The sequence below is a fragment of the Mesorhizobium sp. M0894 genome (assembly GCF_040319725.1).
Classification (GTDB): Bacteria; Pseudomonadota; Alphaproteobacteria; order Rhizobiales; family Rhizobiaceae; genus Mesorhizobium.
In genome coordinates, this window is the sequence record NZ_JAMYOG010000003.1 from 480,736 (window position 1) to 493,199 (window position 12,464).

Here is a 12,464-nt window from a genome sequence, read left to right on the forward strand (position 1 = left end):
TCAGCCTGCTGGGCATCGGGCTCCTAGCCCTAAGCCTGCCGCGCCTCTGTCGATGATCCCCGCGCCTTCTGCCTTTCCACCCAATCCTCCAGCCAGTCGTGGCTCTGCATCTCGATCAGCCGCGATGCGGTGCGCTCGAACTCGAAGACCTCGTTGCCGCGCTTGGCCGTATAGAGCTGCGGCGGCGGTGCTGCGGCGCTCATCACCAGCCGCACATGATGATCGTAGAGCGTATCGACCAGCAGGATGAAGCGCTTGGCTTCGTTGCGCTTGCCTTCGCCGAGCACCGGCACATGGTCGATGAAGATGGTCGAGAAACGGCCGGCGATGGCAAGATAGTCACGGGCGCCGAGCGGCCTCTCGCAGAGATCAGCGAAGGAAAACCGCGCCGCCTCGCCGGCAGCACGCGGCACTACGACATGCCGGCCCTTCACCATCAGCATCGTCTCGGCCGTCGGCCTGCCATGCGTCATCACCGCCCAGGCGTGGTCGAGCGCATGGTCGGCGGCGGCATCGGCCGGGGTGACGTAGACCGGCATGCGGCTGAGCTTGTCGAGGCGGTAATCCTTGTCGGCGTCCAGCGCCAGCACCTGCGCGTGGCGCTCCAAGATAGCAACAAACGGCAAGAACAACTGACGGTTCAGGCCGTCACGGTAGAGCTCCTGCGGCGCGACATTGGAAGTGGCGACCAGCACCACGCCATTGGCAAACAACGCCGAAAACAACCTGGACAGGATCATCGCATCGGCGATGTCGGTGACCGAAAACTCGTCGAAGCACAGCACCCAGGCTTCCTCGGCCAGCGCGCGCGCCACCGGTGGGATCGGATCGTCCTCCTTGGCCGTGCCGTTCTTGCGAGCCTGCCGGTGCTTCTGGATGCGATCCTGCACGTCGGCCATGAAATCGTTGAAATGCACGCGGCGCTTGCGCCGCACCGGCAGCAGCTCGAAGAACATATCCATCAGCATGGTTTTGCCGCGGCCGACGCCGCCATGGATGTAGAGGCCCTTGACTGCCTCGTGCACTTCGCGCTTGCGGGCGAACAGCCACCCAAGTGCGCTTGATTTATGCGCCAGCCGCTTTGCCGATATTTCGTCGATCAGCCGGTCGAGCGCAGCGGCGATCCGCTCCTGCGCCGGGTCGCGCCCGATGGCGCCCGTCTCGACCAGATGGTCGTAGCGCTGCTTGACGGTCGCATGGGTCTGGAGGCCGTCACGCAGATGCATCGGTCACGTCGTTCTGCAGCAATTCCAGGAAAGTGTATAACGGTTTTCCGTCCGGAATTGCGTAACAATAGGGGCGGTTCGATTACCTTGTTAGCGAGATCGGCAGGCCGTTGGAAGTCTGGCCGTCGAATTTCTCGCCGCCCGAGGAATAGAGCCGTGCCAGCGTGCCGCCGTTCTCGTCAAAGAGCGTCAGCTGTTTGCCGGCGACGTTCCAGGATTTGATGCCGTCGAGCGGCGCCGGGCAATGCAGCGGTCCGGCGCGATAGCCCGAGCCGAATTTGGTCTGCGGCGTCGCCACCTGACAGCTCTGGCCGGACACGCTTGCCTTCCACACGCCGGCGACGCTGGAGGCGGTCAGGTCGGCCGCGCCGGCCGGCGCCGTCCCGTCGGGCGGCAACGAGGCGACCTGGGTGTTCTGCGGCGCGGTTGGAAATTTCGACGGATCGGCCGGGCCGGGTGTCGCCGGGGGCGGCAGCTGGTTTGCAGTCACCTTGCCGGCGGGCGCAGCTTCCAGCGGCGCCGGCTGCTGCTCGTCCATTGATGAGAACCGCGAGGTTGAACAGCCGCTCGCAACGAGCGCGGCCAGCGATACGGCCAGCAGGCCGGTTTTCGAAAATCTCATTCTTCAACCTCCGTCGGATCCGGCTGGGGGGTGCCGTCCGCGCAATGTCCCTCTCACCAAGATGGAGAAGGTGGCGAAATTTCAACCCGATATGGTTAAAATACGGTTTGCGCCGCTAATGTTGCAAATTTATCGCAAAATGCACATTGCCTGGCTGATACCTCCGGGTCGGTGCGATACGGCGCGCCGGCTCCAAATCCTTGACGTTCACCTCAAATGCTTGCGCCAGCTGGCTCCGGCATTATCTCTTGGCGATCAGCAAACTGCAGGGAGCCGATTTCTTGGCCGCGAGAAAGAGAGCCGCCAACCGCTATTACAGCGGCCCGCCCAGCGATCATTTCGACGGCACCTTGTTCTTCAATCCCGACGGCCGGCCGCCGGGTCGCTTTGCCGATCTGTTGAAATGGCAATTGAGCGGCGAGCGCTCGAAATGGCCGGCGGCGAATCCGAGTCCGTTTCCACCGGCAAGACCGGTCGAGCGGATCGATGGTGCAGCGCTCCGCCTCACCATGGTCGGCCATTCCTCGCTGCTCGTCCAGACAGCCGGCCTGAACATCCTTACCGATCCGGTCTGGTCGCGGCGTGTCTCGCCAATCTCGTTCGCCGGGCCGAAACGCGTCAATCCGCCGGGCATCGCCTTTTCCCATCTGCCGCCGATCGACCTCGTGCTGGTCAGCCACAACCATTACGACCATCTCGACCTCGCCACGCTGAAGCGCCTGAAGGCAAGGCACGACCCGCTACTGCTGACGCCGCTCGGCAACGACGCCATCATCGGCGCTGCCGTTCCCGGTATGCGGCTTTCCGCGCATGACTGGGGCGATCGGGTCGATATCGGCGATGACGTCGCCGTGCATGTCGAGCCGGTGCACCACTGGTCGGCCCGCGGTACTCGCGACCGGCGCATGGCGCTGTGGGCGGGTTTCGTCGTCGAAACGCCAAGTGCAAAGATCTATTTTGCCGGCGATACCGGCTTCCACGGCGGTATCAACTACCGGCTGATGGCTGAAAAGCATGGCGGCTTCCGCCTCGCCATCCTGCCGATCGGCGCCTACGAGCCGCGCTGGTTCATGGCGCCGCATCACCAGGATCCGGAGGAGGCGGTGCAAGGCATGCTTTTGTGCAACGCTGGCTATGCCGCCGGCTGCCACTGGGGCACATTCCGGCTCACCAACGAGCCGATCGACGAGCCGGCCAGAAAGCTCGGCGAAGCACTTGGAGCCGCCGGTCTGCCGCGGGATCGTTTCCGTGCCTTGCAGCCGGGCGAAGTCTGGGACGTGCCAGAGGTTTAGCGCGGCGGCTGGCCTGACGGCGAAGGCGGCTGCAAAGCTTCCATATGCCTGGCTATATGGGCGGCGTCGCGGCCCACATATGAAAGAAGGCCGGAGCCGAAGGTATGCATCCAATGAAGGCCAAGAAAGTATAGGCCGGGAAAGGCTGTCACGCCACGCTGTTGAATAGGTGCGTTGCGCGAATCGAAAATTGGTAAATCGATCCAGTTATAGTCGAAGCGATATCCCGTTCCCCAGATGACCGAGCCGACGTTCTCGCCGGAGATATCCACTGACCGGGCGCCGCCGACTTCCGCCAGGATTGGCGTTGCTGAGCGTTCATTGCCATCGCTGATGTGGTCCGAGACTTCAGGTTTCTCTGCCAACGCCTCTGCCGCGGAGACAAAATCGTCATAGGACCTATCGGCTTCAGGCAATATCTGCGAGGCATCCCCGGCCACCAACAGTTTTCCATCGGCGCATCCGAGTACACGTCCCAGCACCACTCCACCATCGTGTGCAAAACGGCGGACGTTCATATCGTAACCGCCGTTGACACCGGTTACGACGGTCGAGGGGGGATACCGCCGCTCCGGGAAACTATCGATAGTGATCTCGAAACGTCCCATTTTGTCGAACCACCACAAAACATCCTGGCCGCGATAGCGCCGCGGCACCCGACGATGCGGACTGACCGAAAGATAGACATCGCGCCCGGATTGCTGGAGTTCATCCGCAATCTGGCTGCCGGATGCACCACTGCCCACCACCAGCACCACTCCGGGGGGAAGCTCGTCGGGGTTGCGGTACCTCAAGCGTGAACCTGGTAAACGGATCGAGGCAAATCCTTGGCCGCCGCCGGTACCATCGAACGCTGGAAAGGGCCTGTCGCCACAACGACATTGCGGGCCGTCATGCTGCCGGCGTTTGTCTCCAACGCATAATCGCCGGTATCCCTGTGTCGGAGCTTCGTGACCTCCACACCCTCGCGAACCGGAGCTGCAATTTTTGCCGCATAGTGCTCGATGAACCGCGTGATGGCGGTGTGGTGGGCGAATCCTTCCGGTTCAGGGTCCTGATAAGAAACCCCAGGAAGCTCTATTGCCTGGTTGATGAATTGAAACCGAAGCGAATCCCAACGCTCAGTCCGCCAGCGTCCGGCAATACGCGCGCGTTCCAACACGACATGCTCACGTTCATGTTGGTGAAGATAGTAACTCATGGCGAGCCCCGCCTGGCCGCCACCAATAATGATCGTGTCCCAACGCTCAGTCATTGGAAAACTCTATCGCCGGCCCGCCAAACACGTCGTCAGCTTACGGTGTCGGTGCGGTGAAGATCATGGGTAAGACGAAAAAACGGATCCAAGATTGCTTAGCAGCGAAATATCCATTCCCGGACGTCAAATCGACACAACGGTAGCGTTCATTCAACACCATGACAACATTGCATCCGTAGCTGCATATCACAGCCAGGTCCTCGACCCGCCCAGCCACCGCAGGGAACCCAAGCCCTCGCAGAAGCGTTTGTAGGTGTTCAAACCTGCCGGCTGCGAGGTGTCTCTCATGATCAGGTGGATCATCATTCTTTTGATTATCGCGGCCGCGGCAAGCCTGCTCGGCATGCCGGCACTGGCTGGAGCCGCCGCAACCGGCGCCCGCATCCTCATCGGCATCGTGCTGATCATCTTCCTGCTGATCGTGCTTGGCGTATTCGCGGTGACCTGAAAAGCATGCCGCACTGGTAATTTCGGCCGGTATCCGCCATATAGGCGCCAAATCGGCAAGAGACCTTTCGATCCATGGCAAGCGCGGCCCCTTTCGCCAAGATGAACGGTATCGGCAACGAAATCATCGTTGCCGATATGCGTGGCCGTGCCGATCGCGTAACGCCTGCGGCAGCCGTCGCGCTTAATGCCGACGCCGCGACCAGGTTCGACCAGATCATGGCGATCCACGATCCCAGGACGCCGGGCACCGCCTTTTTCATCGACATCTTGAATTCCGACGGAACCAGTGCGCAAGCCTGCGGCAACGGCATGCGCTGTGTCGTCCAGGCGCTCGCCGCCGAGACGGGCCAGAAGACATTTGCCTTTGAAACAGTCGCCGGCATCCTCAATGCCGAGGAACATGCCGACGGAATGATCTCGGTCGACATGGGCAAGCCGCGCTTTGGCTGGCGGGACATCCCGCTGGCCGAGGAGTTTCGCGACACCCGCATGATCGAACTGCAGATCGGCCCGATCGATGCGCCGGTACTGCATTCGCCGTCGGTCGTCTCGATGGGCAATCCGCACGCCATCTTCTGGGTCGACCGCGACGTCCGGTCCTATGAACTCGAGCGCTTCGGCCCGCTGCTCGAAAACCACCCGATCTTCCCTGAGCGCGCCAACGTCACCATCGCGCAAGTGACTTCGCCGGAGACCATGGCCATCCGCACCTGGGAGCGCGGCGCCGGACTGACCAAGGCCTGCGGCTCGGCTGCTTGCGCCGCCGTGGTCGCCGCGGCCCGCACCCGGCGCACCGGCCGCAGCGTCACGCTGATGACGCCCGGCGGCGGCTCGCTGCACGTCCTGTGGCGCGACGACGACCACGTCATCCTGACCGGTGCCGCCGAATGGGAATTTTCCGGCAGCTTCGATCCGTCGACCGGGGCGTGGGCGCGCGACACCGAAAGCGCCGCCTGATGGCTCCTCGTGGCACCAGGGGTATCGACGTCGTCACCTTCGGCTGCCGGCTGAACACCTATGAATCCGAGGTGATGCGGCGTGAAGCCGAAAGTGCGGGCCTCGGCGGGCTCGAAGGCGGCGCTATCATCTTCAACACCTGCGCCGTCACCGGCGAGGCGGTGCGCCAGGCCAAGCAGTCGATCAGAAAAGCCCGCCGTGACAACCCGGCCGCCCGCATCATCGTCACCGGCTGCGCCGCGCAGACCGGCCCGCAGGATTTCGTCGCCATGGACGAGGTCGATCTCGTCCTCGGCAATGAGGAGAAGCTGAAGGCGCATTCATATCGCGCGCTGCCGGATTTCGGCGTCAACGACACCGAAAAGGCGCGCGTCAACGATATCTTTTCGGTGCGCGAAACGGCCACCCACATGGTCGACGCCATCGAGGGCCGGGCGCGCGCTTTTGTCCAGGTGCAGAACGGCTGCGACCACCGCTGCACCTTCTGCATCATTCCCTACGGTCGCGGAAATTCGCGCTCGGTCCCGATGGGCGCCGTGGTTGAGCAGGTCAAGCGACTCGCCGGCAATGGTTATGCCGAGATCGTGCTGACGGGCGTCGACATGACCAGTTTTGGCGCCGATCTGCCGGGCGCACCGAAGCTCGGCAAATTGGTCAAGACCATCCTGAAGCAGGTGCCAGACGTGAAACGCCTGCGGCTTTCTTCCATCGATTCGATCGAGGCCGACGACGATCTGCTGGACGCCATCGCCACCGAGCCGAGGCTGATGCCGCATCTGCACCTGTCGCTGCAATCGGGTGACGACATGATCCTGAAGCGGATGAAGCGCCGGCACAGCCGCGACCAGTCGATCCGCTTTTGCGAGGATGTGCGCAAACTGCGCCCCGGCATCGTTTTCGGCGCCGACATCATCGCCGGCTTCCCGACGGAGACGGATGCCATGTTCGAAAACTCGCTGGAGATCGTCGAGGAATGCGGCCTGACGCATCTCCATGTCTTCCCGTTTTCGCCGCGCCAGGGCACGCCCGCCGCGCGCATGCCGCAGCTTCGCCGCGAAATGGTCAAGCAGCGCGCCGCACGGTTGCGCGCCGCCGGCGAGGTCGCCTACCGCCGTCACCTTTCCTCGCTCGCTGGCACACGCCAGTCGATCCTGGTCGAGCGCGATGGGCTCGGCCGCACCGAAGGGTTTACGCTGGCCGTGTTGTCAGCCGGGGCGCCGGGCGACATCGTCGAGGCTGATATCGCCGGCAATGACGGTATCAGACTGATCGCCGCGCCGCTTGCCGCCCGCGCCGCCTGAGAGCGCAAGACATGGCCGGGTTTTTCAAGAAGATATTTTCGTTCGGCAAGAAGGAAGTTGTCGAGGAGCGGCCCGACGAGACCGCACCGCTGCCGCCGATCAAATGGGACGAACTGGAGGCGCTGAAGCCGGCGGCCGAGCAGGCCGTCCCGGAGTTTTTGAAACGCGAAGAGTCGCGGCCCGAGGCAGACACTGCGCCTCCGCCGTCTGTCGAGACGGAAGCGCCGCCCGCGCCGCAGCCACCGCTCGAACCCGCACCAACCATTCCGCCCGAGCCAGAGATCCAGCCGGAGTCGGAAACGCCTGCTGAGGAGCCGGAAGAAATCCCGGCCGAGCTTGTTATTCCCGAGCCGGAGCAGCCGGAGATTGTCCAGACTGAGCCTCGGTCATCGGAAGCTGGCGCTGCCCCTCATCCGCCTGCCGGCACCTTCTCCCCGTATGGTGACGGGGAGAAGGGGGCTGATCGGCAGGCCGAGCCTCCTTTTGAAAGCGATGAAGAAGAAGCTGCAACGCTGACGTCCCCCTCTCTCCGTCCTTCACGGGGGTCCGAAGGACCGGCGAGACAAGCGGCTCGCCCCGGAACGGGAAAGGGTGAGGGGCAGCGCGAACCTCTGCAAGATACCGCACCGCCCGCCGAGAGCCCCTCCGCAGCGCCCGAAGCGCCGCCGGCCGAAATCCCGCCTCCGCTCCGCCAGCCCGCCCCGGTCGAAACGAAACCGGTCTTGACCGAGATTGCGCCCGAACCAGAGGCCATTCCGCAACCATCGCCGGAGCCAAAACCTGCCCCCGGCAAGGTGACCGTAACCAAGAAGGTCGAGCAGAAGGCCGAGCCGCAAAGAGCGCCCGAACCGGCGCCGAGGCGCTCCTGGTTCCAGCGCATGCGAGACGGGCTTGCCCGCTCTTCCAGGGAGTTGTCCGGCAACATCGCCGGTGTCTTCACCAAGCGCAAGCTCGACGAGGACACGCTGCAGGACCTGGAGGATGTGCTGATCCGCGCCGATCTCGGCATGGAGACGGCTTTGCGCGTTACCGACGCGCTCTCCGCCAGCCGCTACGGCAAGGATGTCTCCGAGACGGAAGTCCGCGCCATCATGGCGACGGAGGTGGAGAAGGTGCTGACCCATGTCGCCATGCCGCTGGAACTCGACCTCAGCCACAAGCCGCATGTCATCCTGGTCGTCGGCGTCAACGGCACGGGGAAAACCACGACCATCGGCAAGCTCGCCGCAAAGCTGACCGATGGCGGCCTCTCGGTGATGCTCGCCGCCGGCGACACTTTCCGCGCCGCCGCGATCGAGCAGTTGAAGATCTGGGGCGAGCGCACCAACTCGCCGGTCATTGCCTCGAAGCTCGGCGCCGACGCCGCCGGCCTCGCTTACGACGCCTTCGAGCGGGCGAAGGAGGCCGGCTCCGACGTGCTGATCATCGACACCGCCGGGCGGCTGCAGAACAAGACCGAACTGATGGCGGAACTGGAAAAGATCGTCCGCGTGCTGGGCAAGCTCGATCCGGAAGCGCCGCACACCGTGCTGCAGACGGTCGATGCCACCACCGGCCAGAATGCGCTCAACCAGGTCGAGATCTTCCGCAATGTCGCCGGCGTCAACGGCCTGGTGATGACCAAGCTGGACGGCACGGCGCGCGGCGGTATTCTGGTGGCGATCGCGGCAAAGCACAAATTGCCGGTCTACTTCATCGGCGTCGGCGAACAGGTCGACGACCTCGAACCCTTTTCCGCAAGCGAGTTCGCCAGGGCGATCGCTGGCGTGGCTTGACGAGCATGATCCCGAAAAGTTGCAGACTTTTTGGATTGGATCGTGCGTAAGAAGGATCCCATGAACCCACCCATCCTCGAACGCGACCTGTCCGATCCGCGACGCAAGGCGTTGAACTCCGGCCTGAAATTCCTGCTCGAACTCGGGCCTGGTCTGGTGTTCTTTTTCACCACCATCCGCGGCGCGTGGCTTGTCGGGAAATTCCCGATCCTCAGCCATATCGGCGAGCCTATCCTGATTGCCACAGCGTTCTTTATGGTGGCGACGGCGCTGTCGCTCAGCGTTTCGTGGATTTTGACGCGCAGCTGGCCGATCATGCCGCTGGTCTCGGCCATCGTCGTGTTTGTGTTTGGTGCGCTGGCGCTGTGGCTGCAGGACAAGACCTTCGCTTTCATGAAGCCGACAATCATCAACAGCCTGTTCGGCATCACGCTGCTTGGCGGGTTGGCGTTTGGCAGATCGCTGTTGGGCTATGTCTTTGATTCCGCCTTCAATCTCGACGCCGAAGGCTGGCGCAAGCTCACTTTCCGATGGGGGCTTTTCTTCCTTTTTCTGGCTGTGCTGAACGAGGTCGTGTGGCGCAATTTTTCTGAGGAAACCTGGCTTTATTTCAAGGTCTGGGGCACGATTCCCATTACCCTTGTCTTCACGTTAAGCCAAATGCCGTTGATCCTGCGCCACTCGCTCGAGGACAAGGCCGCCAAGGAAGAGAAAGCCGGCAAATAGAGCAATTCCAAGAAAAGTGTGTAGCGGTTTTCCGGGGAAAAGCGCGTAGCGCTTTCCCTAGGGAATTGCGTCAGAATAGGAGGAGAGGGGCATGGAATTCATCACCACGCGCGACGAGTTGAGGACGATCTACAAGACGCCTCGGCCGACCGACGGTTCGATCCGCAAGGAACTGAAGGCATTGGACGGCCACTGCCGTTCCTTCATCGGCAAGAGCCCCTTCGTGCTGATCGGCTCGTCCGACGGCGCCGGCAATGCCGATGTGACGCCGAAGGGCGACAGGCCGGGCTTCGTAACAGTGCTTGACGAGAAGACCATCGCCATCCCCGACCGGCCCGGCAACAACCGGCTCGACACGCTGGAGAACATCCTTCTCAATCCCTCGATCGGGCTGCTCTTCCTCATTCCCGGCATGAACGAAACGCTGCGTGTCAATGGCGATGCCCGCATCACCGTCGATGCGTCATTGCGTGAGCGGCTGGCGGTCGACGGCAAGGCACCGCAAAGCGTCGTCGTGGTGACGGTCAAGGCCGCCTACATGCATTGCGCCAAGGCCTTCATGCGCTCCGAATTGTGGAAGCCGGAGAGCTGGTACGACCGCGCGACGCTGCCGACGCTCGGCCAGATCCTGCGCGACCAGTTGGCGCTCGCCGATTCGGCCGAGGCGACCGACCGCTGGCTGGACGAGGAATACAGAGAGACCATGTGGTAGTGTGCCCGGCGACGAATCGCTCGAGCCGGTCTCCATTTCCTTGCTCAACATCCTCGCCATCTCTGGCAGCCTGCGCGCCGCCTCGACCAATTCGGCCCTGGTCGCGGCACTCGCGCAAAACGCGCTGCCGGACTGTCACGTCGCCGTCTACGATGGGCTTGGGCGGCTGCCGATCTTCAACCCCGACGACGAAGGCGAGCGAACGCCACCGCAAGCAGCGGCGCTGATCGACGCGGTCACCGCCGCTGACGGCGTCATCGTCTCCTGCCCGGAATACGCCCATGGTGTGCCAGGCGGCCTGAAGAACGCGCTCGACTGGCTGGTGTCGCGCGATGCAGCCGTCGGCAAACCGGCCATGCTGGTACATGCCTCGCCGCGCTCGCTGTTTGCCCGCGCCGCACTTGCCGAGATCATGCGGACAATGTCTTTCGCGCTCTATGAGGAAGCAGCGCTCGAAATCGCGTTGCTCGGCAAGAAGCCGCCGGAGGTGGAGAAAATCCTGGCGGAACCGGAAAACCGGCTGGCGATGCGCAGCGCCGTTTCGGCCTTCGCGGGCTTCATCCGCTCGCGTTAAGTGGCGGCCATCGTGCTGTCGTATCCCAGGGCAGAGCGAACGCGAAGCGAGCGTCGGCGATCCTTCGCGCCCCCCTCTGTCCTGCCGGACATCTCCCCCACAAGGAGGGAGATTGGCCGTCATCCCTGCTTTCGCCAATCTCCAACGTTGAAAGAAGGGCCATGCGGCGAAGCTGCCGATCTCCCCCCAAGTGGGGGAGATGCCCGGTAGGGCAGAGGGGGGCGCTGTCCCGCAGGCCTCTCGCAAACTTCCGCACTGCCGCTGTGCTCGTCGAGAAATCAGCCCTTGCCCCTCCGCGTCTCGACGTCGGTCTCGCCGACGAACCAGTCGCGTGCAGCGACTTCCTCGAACACCACCCAGACATCGTTGCTGGTCAGGCCGGTGGCGCCGGTGATGGCCGCCGTCACCTGGGCGGCGATCGCGGCCTTTTTGCCGGCCGGGTCATCGGCAATCACCTCCTTGACCAGGCGGATATTCACGAATGGCATGGTGCCCTCCCTTGGATATGCTTGGCGGCCGTTCAATAGGTTTTGGCGCCGTTGACCATGAGCCGGACCATGTAGAGCGAGGTCGTGCCGGCGATGTAGAGGCAGTTCAGCTTGTTGCCGCCGAACACGCAATTGGCGACGACTTCCGGTACCTTGACCTTGCCGATCAGCGTCCCGTCTGGATCGTAGCAATGGATGCCGTCGGCGGCACTGGTCCAGATGCGGCCGTCCGCATCCAGCCTGAAACCGTCGAACAGGCCGGCGGTGCAGTCGGCAAAGACCTTTTCGCCGGAGACCGTCTTGCCGCCCTGGCCAACAGTGAAAACCCGGATGTGCGCCGGGTTTTGGGCGCCATGCGTGCGGCCGGTGTCGGCGACGTAGAGCTTGCTCTCGTCGAGCGAGAAGGCGAGCCCGTTGGGCCTGACCATGTCGGTGATCACCGCCTCGGTCTCGCCGGTGCCGGGATCGACGCGGTAGACATGGCAGGCGCCGATCTCACTTTCGGCCTTGTCGCCCTCGTAATCGGTATCGATGCCGTAGCTCGGGTCGGTGAACCAGATCGAGCCGTCGGACGTGACCACCGCGTCATTGGGCGAGTTCAGCCGCTTGCCGCGCCATTTGTCGGCGATGGTGATGACCGAGCCGTCATGCTCGGTGCGGCTGACGCGGCGGCCGGAGTGCTCGCAAGTGACCATCCGGCCTTGCCGGTCGACGGTGTTGCCATTGGAATTGCCGGACGGCTGACGGAACACGCTGACGCTGCCGTCGGTGTCGTCGTAGCGCAGCATGCGATTGTTCGGAATGTCGGACCACACCACATAGCGCCCGGCCGCAAACCAGGCCGGCCCCTCCGCCCATCGGCAGCCGGTAAACAGCCTGTCGACCTGTGCGTTGCCGTTGAACAGCCGCGAAAAGCGCGGATCGAGAACTTCGTAGAATTCGCTGGTCATGGTTCCTCCCGGTATCAGTCGCTTGGCGAGCCGCGATCAAGCCAGCCTGCGATCGATATGGCAAGATCGATGATGCGTCAGAAGCATTAGGGGAGCGAATGCTGGGCCGGACGGCAGGTCACATCCCGTTAAC

General features: G+C 63.2%; 14 protein-coding genes. 8 read left to right on the top strand and 6 right to left on the bottom strand.

The window, feature by feature from the left end; all coding sequences use genetic code 11:
* Positions 1-29: 29 nt before the first annotated feature.
* The gene (zapE, locus tag NKH91_RS08670) at positions 30-1,226 is read right to left on the bottom strand and encodes a cell division protein ZapE (RefSeq protein ID WP_352845366.1); all 1,197 of its coding nucleotides are present in this window, start codon (positions 1,224-1,226) and stop codon (positions 30-32) included.
* A gap of 82 nt (positions 1,227-1,308) precedes the next feature.
* On the bottom strand, positions 1,309-1,848 hold the full coding sequence (locus NKH91_RS08675) for a protease inhibitor Inh/omp19 family protein (protein WP_023723103.1): 540 nt from the start codon (positions 1,846-1,848) through the stop codon (positions 1,309-1,311).
* A gap of 281 nt (positions 1,849-2,129) precedes the next feature.
* On the opposite strand from NKH91_RS08675, the gene NKH91_RS08680 reads away from it, so the two are divergent.
* Complete coding sequence (locus NKH91_RS08680) at positions 2,130-3,140, top strand: MBL fold metallo-hydrolase (RefSeq protein WP_352494047.1); 1,011 nt, start codon at positions 2,130-2,132, stop codon at positions 3,138-3,140.
* Here the strand turns inward: NKH91_RS08680 and NKH91_RS08685 are convergent.
* Both NKH91_RS08685 and NKH91_RS08690 read right to left on the bottom strand, forming a co-directional pair.
* On the bottom strand, positions 3,137-3,898 hold the full coding sequence (locus NKH91_RS08685) for an NAD(P)/FAD-dependent oxidoreductase (RefSeq protein WP_352845368.1): 762 nt from the start codon (positions 3,896-3,898) through the stop codon (positions 3,137-3,139). The genes NKH91_RS08680 and NKH91_RS08685 overlap by 4 nt on opposite strands.
* 32 nt (positions 3,899-3,930) lie before the next feature.
* The gene (locus NKH91_RS08690) at positions 3,931-4,395 is read right to left on the bottom strand and encodes an NAD(P)-binding domain-containing protein (RefSeq protein WP_352845370.1); all 465 of its coding nucleotides are present in this window, start codon (positions 4,393-4,395) and stop codon (positions 3,931-3,933) included.
* 289 nt (positions 4,396-4,684) lie between these two features.
* On the opposite strand from NKH91_RS08690, the gene NKH91_RS08695 reads away from it, so the two are divergent.
* From NKH91_RS08695 to NKH91_RS08725, 7 genes are all read left to right on the top strand, one after another.
* Complete coding sequence (locus NKH91_RS08695; RefSeq protein WP_031195454.1) at positions 4,685-4,846, top strand: DUF1328 family protein; 162 nt, start codon at positions 4,685-4,687, stop codon at positions 4,844-4,846.
* A gap of 74 nt (positions 4,847-4,920) precedes the next feature.
* Positions 4,921-5,805, top strand: a complete 885-nt coding sequence (dapF, locus tag NKH91_RS08700) for a diaminopimelate epimerase (protein WP_352481057.1) — start codon at positions 4,921-4,923, stop codon at positions 5,803-5,805.
* Complete coding sequence (mtaB, locus tag NKH91_RS08705) at positions 5,805-7,106, top strand: tRNA (N(6)-L-threonylcarbamoyladenosine(37)-C(2))-methylthiotransferase MtaB (protein ID WP_352845372.1); 1,302 nt, start codon at positions 5,805-5,807, stop codon at positions 7,104-7,106. Before dapF ends, mtaB begins: the two co-directional genes overlap by 1 nt.
* A gap of 11 nt (positions 7,107-7,117) precedes the next feature.
* The gene (ftsY, locus tag NKH91_RS08710) at positions 7,118-8,881 is read left to right on the top strand and encodes a signal recognition particle-docking protein FtsY (RefSeq protein ID WP_352845374.1); all 1,764 of its coding nucleotides are present in this window, start codon (positions 7,118-7,120) and stop codon (positions 8,879-8,881) included.
* Positions 8,882-8,941: 60 nt separating this feature from the next.
* Complete coding sequence (locus NKH91_RS08715) at positions 8,942-9,607, top strand: septation protein A (RefSeq protein ID WP_023721875.1); 666 nt, start codon at positions 8,942-8,944, stop codon at positions 9,605-9,607.
* A 91-nt stretch (positions 9,608-9,698) separates the two neighbouring features.
* Positions 9,699-10,319 (top strand): pyridoxamine 5'-phosphate oxidase family protein, encoded by a 621-nt coding sequence (locus NKH91_RS08720; protein WP_352481060.1) that lies wholly within the window; start codon positions 9,699-9,701, stop codon positions 10,317-10,319.
* A gap of 40 nt (positions 10,320-10,359) precedes the next feature.
* Positions 10,360-10,893, top strand: a complete 534-nt coding sequence (locus NKH91_RS08725; protein WP_352481121.1) for an NADPH-dependent FMN reductase — start codon at positions 10,360-10,362, stop codon at positions 10,891-10,893.
* Between the two features lie 278 nt (positions 10,894-11,171).
* On the opposite strand, the gene NKH91_RS08730 is transcribed toward NKH91_RS08725, so the two are convergent.
* Together NKH91_RS08730 and NKH91_RS08735 are read right to left on the bottom strand one after the other, a co-directional pair.
* Positions 11,172-11,381, bottom strand: coding sequence for a tautomerase family protein (locus NKH91_RS08730; protein ID WP_352481061.1), 210 nt, complete (start codon positions 11,379-11,381; stop codon positions 11,172-11,174).
* A 32-nt stretch (positions 11,382-11,413) separates the two neighbouring features.
* Positions 11,414-12,331, bottom strand: a complete 918-nt coding sequence (locus NKH91_RS08735) for an SMP-30/gluconolactonase/LRE family protein (protein ID WP_352481062.1) — start codon at positions 12,329-12,331, stop codon at positions 11,414-11,416.
* Positions 12,332-12,464: the final 133 nt, after the last annotated feature.